The 17,797-nt window shown below is 71.2% G+C and carries 12 protein-coding genes and 1 tRNA gene; 3 read left to right on the top strand and 10 right to left on the bottom strand.

From position 1 onward, the window contains the following. Positions 1-11: 11 nt before the first annotated feature. The 4 genes from B4915_RS13895 to B4915_RS13880 all read right to left on the bottom strand — a co-directional run bounded on the left by B4915_RS13895 (position 12) and on the right by B4915_RS13880 (position 1,797). Entirely contained in the window at positions 12-581 is a 570-nt protein-coding gene (locus tag B4915_RS13895) for an NADPH-dependent FMN reductase (protein ID WP_105806423.1), read from the bottom strand. A 105-nt stretch (positions 582-686) separates the two neighbouring features. Then, positions 687-1,079, bottom strand: a complete 393-nt coding sequence (locus tag B4915_RS13890) for a type II toxin-antitoxin system VapC family toxin (RefSeq protein WP_181158607.1) — start codon at positions 1,077-1,079, stop codon at positions 687-689. Beyond that, positions 1,076-1,348: a hypothetical protein gene (locus B4915_RS13885; protein ID WP_105806421.1), complete on the bottom strand. Its 273-nt coding sequence runs from the start codon at positions 1,346-1,348 to the stop codon at positions 1,076-1,078. Before B4915_RS13885 ends, B4915_RS13890 begins: the two co-directional genes overlap by 4 nt. Before the next feature lie 374 nt (positions 1,349-1,722). Next, positions 1,723-1,797 (bottom strand) — tRNA-Gln (locus B4915_RS13880). A 314-nt stretch (positions 1,798-2,111) separates the two neighbouring features. Between B4915_RS13880 and B4915_RS13875 the strand changes: the two genes are divergently transcribed. Then, positions 2,112-4,148 carry a hypothetical protein gene (locus B4915_RS13875; RefSeq protein WP_105806420.1) on the top strand — a complete coding sequence of 679 codons (2,037 nt, stop codon included), beginning with the start codon at positions 2,112-2,114 and terminating at the stop codon, positions 4,146-4,148. Positions 4,149-4,230: 82 nt separating this feature from the next. Here the strand turns inward: B4915_RS13875 and B4915_RS13870 are convergent, their stop codons facing one another. Genes B4915_RS13870 through B4915_RS13860 form a run of 3 tightly spaced genes read right to left on the bottom strand, consistent with a single transcriptional unit; the run spans position 4,231 to position 8,451 of the window. Next, the gene (locus B4915_RS13870; protein WP_105806419.1) at positions 4,231-5,211 is read right to left on the bottom strand and encodes a Ppx/GppA phosphatase family protein; all 981 of its coding nucleotides are present in this window, start codon (positions 5,209-5,211) and stop codon (positions 4,231-4,233) included. Positions 5,212-5,264: 53 nt separating this feature from the next. Then, the gene (gene deoC, locus B4915_RS13865; protein ID WP_105806418.1) at positions 5,265-5,996 is read right to left on the bottom strand and encodes a deoxyribose-phosphate aldolase; all 732 of its coding nucleotides are present in this window, start codon (positions 5,994-5,996) and stop codon (positions 5,265-5,267) included. A gap of 10 nt (positions 5,997-6,006) precedes the next feature. After that, the gene (locus B4915_RS13860; protein ID WP_245907527.1) at positions 6,007-8,451 is read right to left on the bottom strand and encodes a glycosyltransferase family 2 protein; all 2,445 of its coding nucleotides are present in this window, start codon (positions 8,449-8,451) and stop codon (positions 6,007-6,009) included. Between the two features lie 283 nt (positions 8,452-8,734). Here B4915_RS13860 and B4915_RS13855 point away from each other — a divergent pair, with 283 nt between their 5' ends. Continuing rightward, positions 8,735-10,348: a chitinase gene (locus B4915_RS13855; RefSeq protein ID WP_105806417.1), complete on the top strand. Its 1,614-nt coding sequence runs from the start codon at positions 8,735-8,737 to the stop codon at positions 10,346-10,348. Between the two features lie 105 nt (positions 10,349-10,453). Here the strand turns inward: B4915_RS13855 and B4915_RS13850 are convergent, their stop codons facing one another. From B4915_RS13850 to B4915_RS13840, 3 genes are all read right to left on the bottom strand, one after another. Then, complete coding sequence (locus B4915_RS13850; protein ID WP_105806416.1) at positions 10,454-13,075, bottom strand: DEAD/DEAH box helicase; 2,622 nt, start codon at positions 13,073-13,075, stop codon at positions 10,454-10,456. Next, positions 13,072-14,484 (bottom strand): DUF2130 domain-containing protein, encoded by a 1,413-nt coding sequence (locus B4915_RS13845; protein ID WP_105806415.1) that lies wholly within the window; start codon positions 14,482-14,484, stop codon positions 13,072-13,074. Before B4915_RS13845 ends, B4915_RS13850 begins: the two co-directional genes overlap by 4 nt. Positions 14,485-14,603: 119 nt before the next feature. After that, a complete protein-coding gene (locus tag B4915_RS13840) occupies positions 14,604-16,472 on the bottom strand; it encodes an ABC transporter ATP-binding protein (protein WP_105806414.1) in 1,869 nt (622 codons plus the stop codon). Between the two features lie 220 nt (positions 16,473-16,692). On the opposite strand from B4915_RS13840, the gene B4915_RS13835 reads away from it, so the two are divergent. Further along, complete coding sequence (locus tag B4915_RS13835) at positions 16,693-17,775, top strand: NADH:flavin oxidoreductase/NADH oxidase (RefSeq protein ID WP_105806413.1); 1,083 nt, start codon at positions 16,693-16,695, stop codon at positions 17,773-17,775. The last annotated feature ends 22 nt before the right edge of the window (positions 17,776-17,797 follow it).

Raw genomic sequence — 17,797 nt, 5'->3', positions numbered from 1 at the left:
GCTGAGGAGGGTTACTCGGCCTGGGCGGCGAGGTTCTTCTCGATGTGTGCGTGGAAGGCCTTGAGCCAGTCGAGCAGGAACTCGGACGTGGACTCCTCGCTCACCTCGCCCTCGTCGCTGAAGAGCCCGGGGGTCGTCTGGATGTAGGCCTCGGGCTGGGACAGCTCCGGGGAGGCGAGGAAGGAGAGCACGCTGCGCAGGTGCTGCTGCGCGACTGCGGTGCCGATGGCGCCGGGCGAGGTGCCGATGACCGCGGAGGGCCGGCCGGCGAAGGAGTTGGTGCCCCACGGGCGGCTCGCCCAGTCGAGCGCGTTCTTGAGGGCGCCGGGGATGGAGCGGTTGTACTCCGGGGTGATGAGCAGCACCGCCTGCGACTCCTCGATCGCCGACTTGAGGGCCTTCCCGGCGGCCGGGTAGTCCTCGTCGTAGTCGTAGTTGTAGAGGGGAAGCTCGCCGATGGGGATCTCCGTCAGGCTGAGGCCCGCCGAGGGCGCGAGGCGCTGCAGGGCGGTGAAGAGCTTGCGGTTGATCGACTGCTTCGACAGGCTGCCGATGAGGACTCCGACGTGGTACGTGGTCATGGTCTTCCTTCTGGGACGGTGTGCGCGGGTGTGCCCCGCCTGGGGTACAGCGCACACCGCGCCCGCCGCTATTCCCGAAAATGCGCCGAGAACGCGCGGGCCCGTTCACGGTGAGGCTCTGTAGAGCCGCCCAGCTCGATCGGCTGCCCGTGCGAGTGCGTCGTCGAAGGTCGCCACTGCCGCGTCCAGATGCTCAGCCGTCGCCAGAACCAGCGCGTCCGGGTGCCTCAGGCCGGTATGTGCACGGGTGCGGGCGACGGTCAGCGGCCACGCCGGGCCAAGCCCGTCGAGCACGGTCACTCCGAGTCGGTCGCGCAGGATCCGGAGGAGCGCCTCCTCCACCCCGCGCTGAGCCGCCCGGAGGAGCACCTCCGCGGCCGTGAGCGCGTGCGATGCCAGTTCCTCATCCGCCTCAGTCACCAGCTCGCGCGCCGCCCGGTGGTGCGCGTCGTTCGCATCGGTGATCGCGATCAGTACGTTCGCGTCGAGGAGGATCACTCCTCCCACTCCTCGCGCAGCCGCTTGAGGTAGTCGGGCGGGTAGCGCAGTTCGAGTTCGGTGAGTTCTTCGAACGCCTCATCGATACGAACGCGTCGTTCCTCGCGTTGCTCCGCGAGATCCACCTCGACCGCACGGGCACCCTCTTCGAGAAGGCGCTGCATGAGCGTGCTCGGCTTTTCGCCGGGCCAGCGGCGCGCCGCGATCTTCAGAGCGCGCTGAACCTCCGGGGTGTGGGTCAGCTGTGTTCGCGGAAGTGTCGTCGGCATAGCTCAGTGTACCTCCGCCTACTCAGGTGCACCACTTGGTGAGTAAGAGTATTCCGTGAGCGTCCGTAGACTGACCAGGGATGAGATCCTTGCGTTCCTCGCATTGAGCATCGCCGCGGGGTGTTGGGGAAGCGTCGCCACGTTCGTCAAGTTCGCGCTCGGTGATTTCGGTTCGATGACGCCGCCCGGTGCGCGCGGACCATCCGCGCGCTGAGCGGTGTCGGTCAGTGGGATCGGCGCGGGAGGATCCGGCACGGTGGCAAGGCCCGGCATGGCAGCGGAGGGAGCTACCCGTTTCGGCGCCTACCCAGGCTCCCGTGCGCGCCTCCGGAATGCACGACGCCCTGATCTTCCGGGGAGGATCAGGGCGTGAATGGCTGGGATACCAGGACTCGAACCTAGAATGACGGTACCAGAAACCGTAGTGTTGCCAATTACACCATATCCCAAGGCGTGATTCCGACCCCCGAGGGGATCAGCACCGAGAGATCACTTTACCCGATCCCGGAGCGGAACTCAAAACGCCGCCGGGCGCCGCTGCCGCCGGGCGCGTCAAGAAAATCCTTCTTTCCATCCCCCATTCACGTTTATACTCAATCCATCCTTCTGTGCGCGTGAGCTCCGACGACGACTGTCGGGGGGAGAGCTCCGCCGGGAAGGCCGGCGGCTCCGAGCCGGCCGCATCTCTGCGACCGCTCGCCCGCGCCATCCATTCATCGACGCCGTCGCAGCTGCCACGGCGCCTTGCACCCGAGGAACTCCCGTGCCCCAAGCCCCATCGCGCGCACCGCACCGCGCCGCCACCCTCTGCACGATCGCCGCGCTCACGGCGAGCGCCCTCGCCTTCGGCGCTCCGGCCGCCGCGCTCGCCCAGCCCGGCGGGCAGATCCGCTCCCTCGAAGACGGGCAGCAGCTCCTCGGCCCGGTGAGCTCGCGACCCGCGTTCGCCGTCGCCGAGCAGACGAGCAACGTCGCGGCCACCACCCCCGTGCGCTTCACGGTGACCGGGCTGGACGAGGTGCCCGGGGACCAGGAGTTCAAGCTGCTCCTCGGCGCGGCAGGTGGCGGCGGCTGGAACCAGCTGGGAATCGTCACCGCCGATCAGATCCGCGAGGACGGCGGAACGATCTCCGTGCCGCGCAGCGCGCTCACCGCGGGCGCCCACTACCTCGAGCTCAGCAACTACGACGTGTCGACCGACCACTACGACGCGAAGTTCCGCATCATCGGCTCGATCTCGGTCGCCGACGCCCCCGCGGTGACCCCGGACACGGTCTCGCTCGACCTGAACGGCGAGAAGCCCGCCCAGCTCACCCTCCGCAGCACCCGGGGACTCCCCGAGGCACAGGGCTTCGAGCTGCGGATGCTCGCGCCGGGTGCCGCGGAGTGGGCGCCGCAGCTGCAGCTCACCGCCGCAGAGCTGGCCTTGAACGACGGGGCCGTCACGATCCCCCGCGACGCCTTCGACACTGAGGGCCGCTACGAGGTCCGCATCACCCCCATGCTCGACGAGGCGAACGTGCTGCCGAGCGACTTCACCCTCACCGCCACGGTCCTCGCGGGCGACTTCTCCGCGCCGACCCTGGCGAAGCCGCTGACCGTCACCTACGCCGACGACACCCGCCCGGTGCCGATCCGGATCGAGGGCACTCAGAGGGTGCCCGGCGATCAGATGCTCAACGTCAACATCCGCCCCGCCGGGATCGGCGCCGGCCCGAGCGAGCAGTGGTCGGTCTCGCTGTACGAGCTCGGCTGGGCCGACGGCCACCTCATGATCCCGCGCGAGCTGCTCTCAGATCCGGGGCTCTACGACGTGGAGATCACCAACTGGGGCATCGAGTCCCAGAACTACTACCCGGAGCTGGTGCCGCTGATCCATCAGATCCGCGTCGCCGAGGAACCCACGATCTCCTTCCTGGACGCCGACGGCGTCCCGGAGTCCTCCCGCACGGTGACCGCCGGCGCCGACGCCACGGTCACGGTCGCCATCGACGGGGCCGTGAGCGCGGGATCCGAGCTGGGGCTCGCGGTCGAGTCCGCGGAGGGGATCGCCACCACCGTCGGCCCGATCTCCGTCCCGGAAGGCGACCACCTCGGGGACGGGAACTCGCGTCACACGGTCAGCCTTCCCGCGAAGCTCTTCACGGCGCAGTTCGGCGAGCCGGACACGCAGCTCACCGTGCGCGCCGCCCTCACCCTCGGCGAGCTCCCGGTGATCGACGTCCCGCAGCCCGCCCTGCTCAGCGCAGACACGGCGGACGCACGCGAGGCGCAGGAGGAGGAGCCCGCCGAGCCGCGGCGCGTCACCGCCGCGCTCCCCGTGACGGTCGTCGCAGCGGCTCCCCCGCTCGCACTGGACCGCGGCGCGTACACGGCCGCCGTGCGGCAGGCGATGCCGTTCTCGGTGCTGGGCCTCGACGGGGTGCCCGACGATCTCCCCGTGACCCTGCGCCTCACCGCGCACAGCGGCGAGGTGGTCTGGCAGTCGACGATCCCCGCCGGAGCGACGCGCGACGGGGCCACGCAGACGGTTCCCGCGAACACCCTCGCGCTCACCGGCGCGGAGAGCTACCGCCTCACCGCCTCCGTCAGCGCCTTCGACGGCGAGGTGACCAGCGCCTCATCCCCGGTCACGGTCACGGCGGCCCCCGTCGCCGGCGGCCCCGGAGGCCCCGGCTCCCAGGGCGGCCTGCCCACCACCGGCGCCGGTGACTCGGCGGGCCTCGCCGCGCTCGGCCTGCCGCTGCTGGCGTTCGGCGCGCTGCTCATGCTGCGCGCGCGGAGCCGCCGCACGAGCTGAGCGGGGGCATCCCGCCCGCTCGCTCAGGCGGCCGGGGCGAGGGAGGGACGGCGCGCAGCCGGTCCCTCCCCCGCCGCGTTCCTCAGCCCGCCTGGAGCGCCCCGAGCGCCTCCGCGCCCACCGGGTCGGCGCCGCGGCCGTCGAGCGCGTCGATGTAGCGCAGCACGATCCCCTCGCGCAGCGCCCACGGCGAGATCGTCAGCGTGTCGACCTCGAACACCTTCATCGCCGTGCGCAGCACGATCGCGCCCGCGAGGATCTGATAGCCGCGCTCCGGGGTGATCCCCGGCAGGTACTCGCGCACGGATCCCGGCATCTCACGCAGCGACGGCTCCCACTCGCGCAGGCCCACGTAGTGCAGCTGCGCCAGGTCGCCCGTCACGGGATCCGAGGGCCCGCCCACGAGCCGCGCCAGCGAGCGGATCGTCTTCGAGGTGCCCACCACCCGCTTCGGCCGCGGCCGGTCCGCGAAGACCTCCTCGCGCACCCGCGTGAACTCGGCGCGGGCGTGCGCGCGCAGCCGCGACACCGCCTCCCGCGCGGGCGGATCCTCCGGCAGGAAGTTGATGGTGGTGCGCCCGGCGCCAAGCGGGAGGGAGACCTGCACATCGGGGTACTCGTCGGCGCCCTGCGCGATCTCGAAGGAGCCGCCGCCGATGTCGAAGAGCAGGATCTCGCCCGCAGACCATCCCAGCCAGCGCCGCACCGCGAGCATCGTGATCCGCGCCTCGTCCTCGCCGGAGAGCACCTGCAGGGAGATGCCGGTCTCGCGGGCGATGCGCGCGAGCACCTCCTCCCCGTTCGCCGCCTCGCGGATCGCGCTCGTCGCCGTGGCGAGGAGGTCGTGCACGCCGATCTCGCGGGCGGTCTTCGCGCACTCACGGATCGAGTCGACGATGCGCGCGACGCCCTCCTCCACGATCGCGCCGTCCGCGTCGAGGTAGCGCATCAGCCGCAGCACGGATCGCTGCGAGTGGAACGGCACCGGGCTCGCCCCCGGATGCGCGTCCACGACGAGCAGGTGGACGGTGTTGGACCCGACGTCGATCACTCCAAGACGCATGGGGAGAGTCTAGTGTCCCGGTGCTGCGGCCGCAGCGGCGGGACAGCGCGGGCTCAGTAGCCCGCGTCCGCCGCTTCCGGTCCGGGACGCGGGCCGGTACCGGCGTCCGTGTCCGCCGCGCCCCAGTCCGCGAGAATCGCCGCGGTCGCCGACACCCCGAAGCGCGTCGCGCCCGCCTCCCACAGTTCGCGGACCGCTGCGGCTGAGCGGATCCCGCCCGAGGCCTTCACCCCGAGCACCTCCCCCACCGTCTCGCGCATCAGCCGCACGGCGCGCACGCTCGCCCCGCCCGCGGGATCGAAGCCGGTGGAGGTCTTCACGAAGTCGGCACCGGCCGCGGCGGCCGCCCGGCAGGCGCCGACGATCTGCTCGTCGTTCAGCGCGGCGCTCTCGATGATGACCTTCAGCACCCGGGCCGGGCAGGCCTCGCGCACCGCTCGGATCTCGTCCTCGCAGGCCTCCCACTCCCCCGCCCGCATCAGCGCCCGGTTCACCACCATGTCGATCTCGGCGGCACCCTCCGACACCGCGATCGCCGCCTCCGCGGCCTTCGCCTCGGCGCGGTGCGCCCCGCTGGGGAACCCCACGACGGTGACGATCTCGAGCCCGGCGAGGATCCCCGGATCCACGGGCAGGGCGGACGGGCTCACGCACACCCGGGCGACGCCGAGCTCCCGGGCGCCCCGCAGGAAGGCTTCGAGCTCGGCGCGGGTGGTGCCCGGCGCGAGCAGGGTGTGATCGGCGACGGAACGGAACAGCGCGGGGGTGAGCGGAGTGAGCGGCATGCGTCCTAGGCTACGGCTCGCGCCGCTCCTTCGCGGCCCGCGACGCGGCTCCGATCCCCGGCTCGGATCCGGCCCCCGGCCGGGATCCGCTCCCGGGCTCCGCCCCGTCCCGCGGCGCGATGACCGCGTCGATCCCACGCTCGTCCCATGCCGAGGCGACCGTCACGGTGCCGGTGGCCGTCACCGGCCCATCGGAGACACGCGGGGCATCTTCCTGGGCCGAACCCCCCGCCTGGACCTCGCTGCGCACGGTGCTCAGCCGGCGCCTGCGGTCGCTCGTGCGCGCCAGGTCGCGGCGCAGGCGGCGGTCGCCGTGGTAGAGGATCGCCTGCCAGTTCACGGCCGCCTCGGGGTCGACGAGGCTGCCCTGCTTCGGCTGGGGCTGCTTCTCGGGCACGTAGAGCCAGCCGACGATCCCGAGCACCGAGTCGACGATCGCGGCCCGCAGGCCGATGTAGGAGAGCGCGGCCCAGCTCGCCATGATCGCGTTGAAGCCCGCAAAGATCGCGTTGCCCCAGTTGCCGAGCTGGGAGTCGCGCACCGCCGTGATCACGGAGAACACGATGATGACGAAGGGCAGGATCACGTAGATCGCGGGCGCCGCGGTGCGCCCCGTGACCTTCGGGGTGCGCGCGAAGGGGATCTTCTCGCCCGTGACGCCCTGCTGCATGGACTTGATGACCCCGGCGAGGTTCACCGGCAGCAGCACCAGATTGAAGCCGTAGATGCGGAAGATGTCACTGCTGCGGTGGCCGCTCGCCCGCAGGTCGAGCGCCTGCGAGATGAAGTAGGGCAGCGCGGCTGCGACGACCAGCGGGCTGAGGAGCCGGGAGTCGAAGGGGAAGAACAGCAGGAAGATGAGCCCGAAGCTCGCCCAGGCCAGCGACGACATGTAGTTCGTGCGCAGCATCTTCTCGGTGAGGCGCACGCGAGCCGGTGTTCCCTTGCGCACGCGGATCATCTCGAGCATCTTCGGCATGATGAGCAGGCCGCCGTTGGCCCAGCGGCGGCGCTGCACGACGAGCGAGCCGAAGTCGGGCGGAGTGGCGCTGTAGCTCAGCCGCTCGGGGTAGTTCTCCAGCGTCCAGCCGTGCACGCCGAGGTCGATGCTCGACTCGGTGTCCTCGATGACGGTGCGATCCTGCACGTAGGTGGTGATCTCGAAGCCGCCCACCGTCTCCGTGACGGCGATGTCGGCGAGCGCGGCCTTGCGGATCACCGCGTTCGCTCCCACCCAGAACGTCGCGTTGAAGTACGTCAGCCCCTGGTGCTGGATGTGCTGCAGATCGGTGGTCGCGCCGGCGATGCGCTCAATGCGCGTCGTCGCCCCGCGGAAGGACGAGTACGGCGTCTGGGTCACCGCGACCCGCTCGTTCTCCGGCTGCTCGAGCAGGTACACGAGCCGCACGCAGTAGTCGCGCAGCAGCTGCGAGTCGGCGTCGAGGGTCAGCAGGTAGGTGCTGTCGGGGATCACGAGATCCGGCTCGGCCTCGTCGTGATCCCGCAGCGGCACGAGCAGGCTGGCGCCCGTCTCCTCGTCGACACGGTAGCGGCCGCCCATCAGCGAGATGTAGGAGTTCAGGTTCATCGCCTTGTTGGGCTCCTGCGAGAGCGAGGCGTAGCGCTTGCGCTCGAAGGACGCGAGCTCGGCGGAGAAAATCCATACGAGGCGGCGGTGGAGCTGCTCGAGCCGCTCGCGATCGGGCGAGCTGCCCTGCTCGGCAGCCGCGGCGAGCGCGAGCCGGGTGAGGCGCAGGTCGTTGGAGAGGCCGAGCAGCACCTGCTCCGCGAAGAACTCCGCCATGTGCTCGTCCACTGGCTCCGCCGCAGCGAACTCGTCGAGCCAGGCGGCCGCCTCGGCGTAGGCGTCCGCGGCGCGCTGCGCGTCCTCCGGCCCGGGCACCCCGGAGGCGCGCTCGCGGAACTCGCGCATCGCGGCTTCGGCGCGCTCGCGCGGGGCTTCGAGCGCTGCAGCGATCTCGCCGAGCAGTCCGCGGGTGCGCTGCAGGCGTTCGAGCGCGGCCCCCTGCAGTCCGGCTTCCTTGTCGTCGATGAGGAGCACCACCCGCACGGAGGGGAACTCCTGCAGCGCCGCCGACCACAGCGTGTAGCGCACCACCTCGGGTTCTTCGTCGTAGCTCGGGATCAGCACGGTCACGTCCGAGTCGGAGTCGGCGAAGTGCGCGTCGATCAGGGCGCGCTCCACGCGCCGGTGCTCGCGGAAGCGGACGAGCGCCCCGTAGCGCGCGGTGAGATACATCAGCGCGGAGAAGGTGAGGGCGGTGACGGTGAGACCGTAGACCCAGGTCTGCACGTGGAAGATGAAGGACTCGCTCGGTCCCTCGATCACCATCCGCACGATCGTGGTGACCATGTAGAGGAACCAGGCGAGCACGGTGATGACGATCGCCGCCCGCGCCCACACGATCGCGGCCGCGCTCGGGCGCGAGTGCATGATCGCGAGCGGCTCCGAACGGCGCTCGGCGCCCCACTGACGGCGCCGAGCCTTCGTGGCCTTGTTCACCGAACCCCCATTCGGCCCGCGCTGGCGGTCGTCGTCTGCGACGACGAGCCTCCGCCCTCGGGATGACGGGGCCGGTTCGGCGGCCTCCACCTGCCGGTCACCGAACGGGCCACCCCTTTTCGTTCGTATAGCATAGCTGACGGGATCTTCCAGCACACGCGGGAGTCCGGGCCCGTCTGCGATGGGGACCGGCGACGGGGCAAGGGGCCGTGACATGGCGAAGTGGTATCCGGGCAGGCGCCTCTCCTGGGTGCGCCTCGGCATCGTCGTGCTCGTCGCGGCGGGTCTCGTCGCGGGAGGCGTCTACGCCGTGGGCCGCGCACAGGACGTGCAGATCGCCGCGGAGCGCACCCCGTGGTTCGACGCCTACGTCGACGTGACCGCGACGCCGTCGTTTCCGTTCGAGTCCCCCGGGGACGACGGCCAGCGCAACGTCGTGCTGTCGTTCATCGTCGCGGACAGCGGTGACCCCTGCGAGCCCTCGTGGGGGACGCACTACTCGCTCGAAGAGGCGGGGAACGCCCTCGACCTGGACCGCCGGATCGCCCGGCTGCGCACGCTCGGCGGCACGGCGATGGTCTCATTCGGGGGGCAGGCCAATCACGATGTCGCCTTCGGGTGCACGGACGAGGACCAGCTCGCGGAGGCGTACCGCACCGTCGTCGAGCGGTACGAGCTGGCGAGCATCGACATGGACATCGAGGGCGAGTTCCTCTCCAGCGAGGAGGGCATCGCCCGGCAGGCGCGCGCGATCCGCTCCGTGCAGGACGCGCGAAAGGGCGGCCTCGACGTGTGGCTGACGCTCCCCGTCGCGCCCGACGGGCTGACGTTCGAGGGATTGCAGGCCATCCGCAGCTACCTCCGGGCCGGGGTCGATCTCGCGGGCGTCAACGTGATGACGATGAACTACGATTCCCGCTCGGAGCGGGACTTCTACCCCTCCGTGGTGAGCAGCCTGGAGGCGACGCAGTCGCAGCTGCGGGCGCTCTATCAGGAGATCGAGCAGCCGATCGGCGAGGCCACCGCCTGGAGCCGGGTCTCGGCGACCCCGATGATCGGACAGAACGACACCCGCAAGGATGTCTTCACCCTGGAGAACGCGCAGGAGCTGTCGCGTTTCGCCGAGGAGCACGGCATGGCTCGCATGTCGATGTGGTCCCTGAACCGGGATCAGCAGTGCAGCGCGAACTGGCCGGACCCGAAGCAGGTCTCAGACTCGTGCAGCGGCGTCACGCAGGAGAAGGGCGAGTTCTCGAAGATCCTGCGCGAGCACCGCACGGGTGCGATCGCTCAGGTGGCCGAGCCGATGGACCCGGTCGGCCCGCTCGAACCGCAGCAGGACGACCCGGAGACCAGCCCGTATCCGATCTGGAACGAGGCCACCGCCTACCCGGCGGAGACGAAGGTGGTCTGGCTGCGCAACGTCTACGAGGCGAAGTGGTGGACCGAGGGCGACCGGCCGGACCAGGCCGGGGAGAACGGCTCGCAGCCGTGGCGGCTCCTCGGGCCGGTGCTCCCAGGCGAGAAGCCGGTCGAGCGGCCGAAGCTGCCCGCCGGGGCGTTCCCGGAGTGGAGCCAGGCGGCGGAGTACCGTCGCGGTGCGCGGGTGCTGTTCGACGGCGCCGGCTTCGAAGCGAAGTGGTGGACGCGGGGCGACAGCCCCGACGCCTCGCTCGTGAAGCCGCAGGATTCGCCGTGGCGACCGCTCACCGATGCGGAGATCGCGGAGGTGATCGGCTCCTCGAACGAGGCAGCCACGGGCGCGGACGGCTCCGGCGCCGGCGCGCCGGACGGGGCGCAGGGAGAGGCGGGCGACGCGGGCTCCTAGCCGGCACGGATGGCCCCGGCTCCGAGGCGGCGCGGGAGAGGAGCCCGAGCGAGCGGCTGGGCGCCGAGCCGCGCGCCCGGCACCCAGCCGCACGGCGCCCGGCACCTATCCGAGCGGGGCGACCCGTTCGATGCGCAGCACCGGCTCCCCCTCGGCCTCGGATTCGGCGAGCTCGACCACGCCCTCGATGCCCCAGTCACGGTCACCCGCGGGGTCGAGCAGCACCTGACGGAAGCGCCACTGCCCGGAGGCGGCGTCCGAGCGGTCGATTTCGAGCAGCCCCGCGTTGCGCGCCTCGGCGTCGATGCGGATCTCGTCGTACTCGGCGTAGTAGCCGGCGAGCGCGTCGCGCCAGCGCTGCTCCCCGAAACCGCGCGGCCCGTCGAGCTCGGCGAGCTCCCCGTAACGCTCGAAGGCGGCAGCCTGCACCCGGCGGAAGAGCGCGTTGCGCAGCATGACGAGGAAGGCGCGCTCGTTGGCCAGCACCGAGCGTGCCGGGGGCGCGATCGCTGCGGCCGCTTCGGCCGCCCCCGCACCGCCCGCGCCGAGTCCCAGCAGCTCCCGGGCGCGGTCGAGCGCCTCGGGATCGGGGCTCGCCAGCTGCTCCCACTCGTCGATGAGGCTGGAGTCGACCTGTCGCACCAGCTCGCCGAGCCAGTCGAGCAGTTCTTCGAGCTCCGGGGTCTTCGACTGCTCGGGCACAGTGCGCTCGATGGCGCGGAAGGCGTCGCTGAGGTAGCGCAGCACGGTGCCCTCGGCCCGGCCGAGCTGGTAGAAGGAGACGAGGTCGCGGAAGCCGAAGGCCCGCTCCACCATGTCGCGCACCACTGACTTCGGCCGCAGCTGGAAATCGCGCGCCCACGGCACCTCGGCGGTGTACGCCTCGAAGGCCTCGTCGAGCAGTTCCTTCAGGGGCTGCGGGTGGGTGACGGCTTCGAGGAGTTCCATCCGCTCCTCGTACTCGATGCCCTCGGCTTTCATGGCGGCGACGGCCTCGCCGCGGGCGCGGTGCTCCTGCGCGCGGAGAATGGCGCGAGGGTCTTCGAGCGTGGCCTCGATCACCGAGATGACGTCGAGCGCGTAGCTCGCCGACTCGGGGTCGAGCAGTTCGATGGCGGCGAGCGCGAAGGGTGAGAGCGGCTGGTTGAGGGCGAAATTGGCCTGCAGCTCGACGGTGAGCCGCAGCAGGCGCTGGCCTGCGGCGTCCTCGTGCACCTCGACGATGCCGCCGCTGCGGAGCGTGCGGAAGATCCCGATGGCAGTGCGGGCGTGCGCGTACTGCGCCGCGCGCGGCTCGTGCGTGTCGAACACGAGCGTGCGCATGGTCGCCAGCGCCTCCCCTTCGCGCTGCTCGCCGCGGCCGATCACGCCGAGCACCATCGCGTGGGTGACGCGCATGCGGCTGACGAGCGGTTCGGGCTGCGCCGCGACGAGCTTCTCGAGCGTCTGCTCGCTCCAGGCGACGAAGCCCTGGGGCGGCGACTTCTTCTTGGCCGGCTTGGCCTTCTTACCGCCCTTCGCGCTTGCGGCCTTCGCCGCCGCTTTCGCGGCGGCGCGCGCGTTCTCGACCTCGTGCTCCGGTGCGAGCGCGATCACATCGCCCTCGGTGTCGTATCCGGCGCGGCCGGCGCGCCCCGCGATCTGGTGGAACTCACGCGCCGAGAGCCGGCGCATGCGCTCCCCGTCGAACTTGGTGAGCGCGGTGATGACGACGGTGCGGATGGGCACGTTGATCCCGACGCCGAGCGTGTCGGTGCCGCAGATCACGCGCAGCAGTCCGCGCTGCGCGAGCTGCTCCACGAGCCTGCGGTAGCGGGGCAGCATGCCGGCGTGGTGCACCCCGATGCCCGACCGCACGAGCCGCGAGAGCGTGGTGCCGAAGCCGGTGGAGAAGCGGAACTCCCCGATCGCCGCCGCGATCTCATCGCGGCCGGCGCGATCGACGATGCGAATGCTCGCGAGCGCCTGCGCCTGCTCGACGGCGTGCGACTGGTTGAAGTGCACGAGGTAGGCGGGGGTCTGCCGATCCTCGATCAGCCGCTCGACGACCTCGTGCACGGGCGCGACCTCGTAGGCGAAGCTGAGGGGCACGGGGCGCTCGACACCGGTGACCTGCGCCGTGTCGCGCCCCGTGCGCCGGCTGAGGTCCGCCGCCAGCTCGGTGACATCGCCCAGGGTGGCGGACATGAGCAGGAACTGCGCCCGCCGCATGAGCAGCAGCGGCACCTGCCACGCCCAGCCGCGCTCGGGTTCCGCGTAGAAGTGGAACTCGTCCATCACCACCTGGGTGATGCCGCCCGCCGCGGGGTTGTCGGCGTCACGGTCGCGGATCGCGAGGTTCGCGAGGATCTCGGCGGTACAGCACAGGATCGGCGCCTCGGGGTTGATGGCGGTGTCACCGGTCACCATGCCCACCTGCTCGGCGCCGAAGACGTCGACCAGCTCGAAGAACTTCTCGCTCACGAGCGCCTTGATGGGGGCGGTGTAGACCGTGCGCCGCCCCTCGGCGAGCGCCGTGAAGTGCGCGCCCATCGCCACGAGCGACTTGCCCGTGCCGGTGGGCGTCGACAGGATCACGTTGCTGCCGAGCGCGATGCCGAGCAGCGCTTCCTCCTGAGCGGGATAGAGCCGCAGTCCCCGCTCCTCCCACGCCCAGGCCTCGAACGCGGCGAAGGCGTCGTCCGCCGACGCGAAGCCCGACTCGGCGAGGATCGTCCCGAGGCTCATGCGCGCCCCGCATCCGGCCCGCCGCCTTCGAGTTCGGCGAACTTCCGCTGCATCGTCGGGTTGCCGCGGGTGAGTCGCTTGATCGTCACGCCCTGTGCCTTGTCGTTGGCGAGTCGCAGATTGTTCTCCGATTTCAGCAGCTGCTCCTTGACCTTCTGCATCTCCGCGATGGAGGTGTCGATGCGCTTGATCGCCTCCTGGAACTGCCGTGCGGCGAGATCGTAGTTGCGTCCGAAGGCGCTCTTGAAGGCGTCGAGCTCGCTCTCGAAGTGCGTGATGTCGATGTTCTGGGCGCGCACCTGCTCGAGCTCGCTCTTGTACTGCAGGGCGTTCAGCGCCGCATTGCGCAGCAGGGTGATGATCGGGATGAAGAACTGCGGACGGATCACGTACATCTTCGGATAGCGGTGGGAGACATCCACGATGCCCGAGTTGTAGAGCTCGCTCTCCGGTTCGAGCAGCGAGACGAGCACCGCGTACTCGCACCCCTTCTCGCGCCGGTCCTTGTCGAGTTCGCGCAGGAAGTCCTCGTTCTTGTGCTTCGTCGCCGTGCCGTCGGCCTCGTTCTTCATCTCGAACATGATCGACACGATCTCGACGCCCTCGGCGTCGCGATCCCGGAAGATGTAGTCGCCCTTGCTGCCGCTGCGGGCGTCGTTGTCCTTCTCGAAGTAGGCGAGCGGAAAAGCGGTGGCCCGGATCTGGTTGAAGGTGGTCTCGCAGTGCTGCTCCAGCGTCTCGCCGACCATCTTCGTCGAGAGGCGCGCCTTCATGTCGCGCAGCCGCTCGATCGCCTCGTCGCGATCCCGCAACTGCACCTCGTAGCGCTCCTTCAGTGCCTGCACCGCGAGCTGGCGTTCGAGCTCCGCGCGATCCAGCCCGCTCCTCAGCTCGTCGCGCTCGCGCTCGACCGCGCCGACCGCCTCGCTCAGCGCCAGCTGCTGCGACATCTCGGCGGCGTCGAGCTGCGCCCGCAGCTCCTGCAACTGCGCCTCGCGTTCGGAGGCGGCCCGCTGCAGCTCCGCCGCGAGCTTCGCCTCCGCGAGCTCCGCAGCCGCCCGGCGCTCCTGCTGCGCCTGCGTGAGCTCGTTCCGCAGCGCGTCCCGCTGCTGCTCCACCTCGGCGAGCGCCTGCGCCACCGCGAGCTGCTGCGCCGTCTCGCCGGCGTCGAGTTCCGCGCGCAGCTGCTGGATCTCGGCGTTCTTCGCGGCCGTCGCCCGCTCCAGTTCCGCCGCAGCCGCGGTCTTCGCGAGCTCGAGCGCGCTGCGCTTGTCTCGCTCCGCGAGTTCGAGCCGCTCGTGCAGCTGGTGCTCGAATGCCTCGTCGCGCACCTGCGCGAGGATGTCCGCGTAGCCCGCCTCGTCGATCGTGAACGCGCTGCCGCAGTGCGGGCACTTGATCTCGTGCATGCGTCCTCCCTCGTGCGTGTCCGTGCGACCCCTCAACCCTGGCACAGACCGCTGACACTCACGCACCGCCGTCGGCGGCAGAGCGCCGGCACTCAGCGGCCGGCTGCGACGCGGACCCCCTACGCCACCACCTCGAAGTCCCGCAGCCGCTTGCGGTCCGCCTTCGCATCGGAGGCCTGCAGCGCCAGCAGCTCCGCGTAGATCCCGCCCGAGACGGCGAGCTCAGCCGGGGTCCCGATCTCGTCGATCCGCCCGTCGCGCAGGGTGACGATCCGGTCCACCTCCGCGATGGTCGAGAGGCGATGCGCGATGATCAGGCTCGTGCGCCCGCGCATGAGCTCCTCGAGACCGGCCTGCACGAGGCGCTCCGATTTGCTGTCGAGCGCAGAGGTCGCCTCGTCGAGGACGAGGATCGGCGCGTCCTTCAGCATGGCGCGCGCGACCGCGATCCGCTGCTTCTGACCGCCCGAGAGCTTCACGCCCCGCTCCCCGATCACGGTGTCGTACCCCTCCGGGAAGCGGCGCACGAAGGAATCCACGGCGGCGCGCCGCGCCACCTCTTCGATCTCCGCGCGGCTCGCCTCCGGCCGGCCGTAGGCGATGTTCTCGGCGATCGTTCCCGAGAACAGATGGGGCTCCTGGAAGACGACGCCGATGCTGCGGCGCAGGGCGTCGAGGTCCGCCCCGGCGCCCGCCACCTCGATCCGCCCCGAGCGCACGCCGTAGAGGCCCATGAGCAGATTCGTGATCGTCGTCTTGCCACCGCCCGACTCTCCCACGAAGGCCACCCGTTCACCGGGCGCCACGTCGAAGGTCACCCCCGCGAGCACCTCTTCGCCGTCCGCGTAGCCGAAGCGCACGTCCTGGAAGGAGATGGCCGGCCGTCCGGCGTCCCCCGCGGCGCGCTCCCCCGCGCCCCGTGCCGGCGGCTTGAGCCGCGCCTGCGGTTCGCTCGGCCGGTCCCCGCCGCCGTCGACCCGGGACGGATCGAGATCCATCACCTCGAAGTACGAGCGCGATCCCGCGATCGCCCGCTGCGCGGAATCGACCACCCAGCTCAGGCTCATCACGGGCTGGCGCGCCATCGCCATCAGCTGGATGAGCATGACCATCTCGCCGGGGGTGAAGTGCCCCGTGATCGTGCGCACGAAGATGATCGCGTAGAGGCCGAAGAAGATGAGGTGCAGCACGCCCTGCCGCACCGCGTCCATCGTGTGCCAGTGCCGCGACTGCTGCGCGGTCAGCTGCTCGGTGCTCGCGAAGCGGCCGCTGAAGGAGGCGAGCTCGCTCCGCTCGCGCACGAAGGACTTCACGACCCGCATCTGGCCGACGACCTCGGCGAAGCGGCCGGAGGCGATGTCGACGTGCTCGTTCTTCTCCCCCTCGAGCCGCTGCCAGCGCCGGCTCGTGAGCGCGGTGAGCCAGAAGTAGACGGGGTAGGCGACGGCCAGCAGCAGCGCAAGCGGCCAGTAGTAGAGGGCGCTGATCACGAGGACCGAGACGGTCGTGAGCAGCAGCGTCACGAACATGTTCGAGAAGGTCTTCATGAAGTTCGTGACCTCGGCGATCGAGCGGTTGAGCCGCGCGACGATCGTTCCGGTGAGCTCGTTGTCGTAGTAGCGCTGGGGCAGCGCGAGCAGCTGCTCGAAGTAGCGGGTGGAGAGGATGGTGCGCATCTTCGCGCTCATCACATCGCCCCAGTAGCCCCCGACGTTGCCGATGCCCGCCTCGACGAGGCTGACGGCGAGGAGCGCGATCGCGAGGAGCACGACGATGCGGATCGCGTCCGTCGCCACCGCGGTGAGGCCCGGCTCGCCGCCCTCGCCGACCGCCGCCCCGACGGCGCTCACGATCACGTCGGTGGCGCGTCCCGTGATGAACGGAACGGCCAGGCCGGCCGCCGTCACCACCGCGGCCGCGAGCATGATGCCGAGGTAGTAGGGCGTGAGGGAGCGGGTGAAGCTCAGAATGCGGAGCAGGGTGCTCACTGCGTGCTGCCTCCAGAAGGAATGGGTGCGGATCAGGGGGGCGGTGCGTGCTGCCGGGGCCGGGACGCGCTCACGGGCGGGGCTCGGATCCCGCGCCACGGCTGCGCTGCCGGCGACGCGCCGTCGCCGCGCGCGGGCAGAGCCCACCCCGAACGTCACCGAGTGCAACGCGCGCGCCCGCGTTTTCTTCCCGGGAATTCGAGGAGTACACTCGCCTGCCATGGCAGACCCGCTTCTCTTCCGTCCCTTCGTCCTCCGCGGCCTGGAGCTGCGCAACCGGCTCTGGGCGGCACCCATGTGCCAGTACTCGGTGCCTGAGGAGGACGGGATCCCCCGCGACTGGCACGTGCAGCACCTCGGGGCGCTCGCCCGGGGCGGCGCCGGCCTCGTGATGGCCGAGGCGACCGCGGTGGTGCCGGAGGGCAGGATCTCCCCCCGCGACCTCGGACTGTGGAACGACGAGCAGGCCGGCGCCTTCGCCCGTCTCGCGGAGATCGTGCACGCGCACGGCGGCCGGATCGGCGTGCAGCTCGCGCACGCCGGCCGGAAGGCATCCACCCAGCCGTGGCTGCCGGGCTTCCCCGAAGGCACCGTGCCGGCGGCGGAGGGAGGCTGGGAGACGGTGGCGCCCTCGGCGATCGCCTTCGGGGACTTCGCCGAGCCCCGCGCGCTCGACGCCGAGGGGATCGCCGCGGTGGTGCGCGCCTTCGCCGAGGCGGCCGATCGCGCCGTCGGGGCGGGGGTCGACGTGGTCGAGGTGCATGCGGCGCACGGATACCTGATCCACGAGTTCCTCTCGCCGCTCTCGAACCACCGCGACGACGAGTGGGGAGGCGATCTCGCGGGTCGCGCGCGGCTGCTGCGCGAGGTGGTGCGGGCGATCCGGGCCCGGCACGCGGCGCTGCCCATCGTGGTCCGCATCTCGGCGACGGACTGGGTCGACGGCGGCTTCGACGTGGAGCAGGCGGCCACCGTCGCCGAGTGGGTGGCGGAGGACGGCGCCGATCTGATCGACGCCTCTTCGGGCGGCAACGTGCCCGCCGCAGCGATCCCCGTCGGCCCGTCCTACCAGGTCCCCCTCGCAGCCCGGCTCCGGCGCGGGCCGCTGCCGGTGAGCGCCGTCGGGCTCATCACCTCCGCCGAGCAGGCCGAGGGCATCCTCGCGACGGGGCAGGCCGATGTGATCACGATCGGCCGCCCGCTCCTCGCCGAGCCGCATCTGCCGCTGCGGTGGGCGCACGAGCTGCGGGCGCCTGCAGCCGAGGAGCTCGTGCCGGCGCAGTACCGCCGCGCGCGCTTCTGAGCAGGCCGCGGACCGCGGCGTG

The organism is Leucobacter massiliensis, assembly GCF_002982315.1.
Lineage (GTDB): Bacteria > Actinomycetota > Actinomycetes > Actinomycetales > Microbacteriaceae > Leucobacter > Leucobacter massiliensis.
The sequence above is the reverse complement of the archived record's forward strand: the minus strand, read 5'-3'. Positions and strand labels throughout refer to the sequence as shown.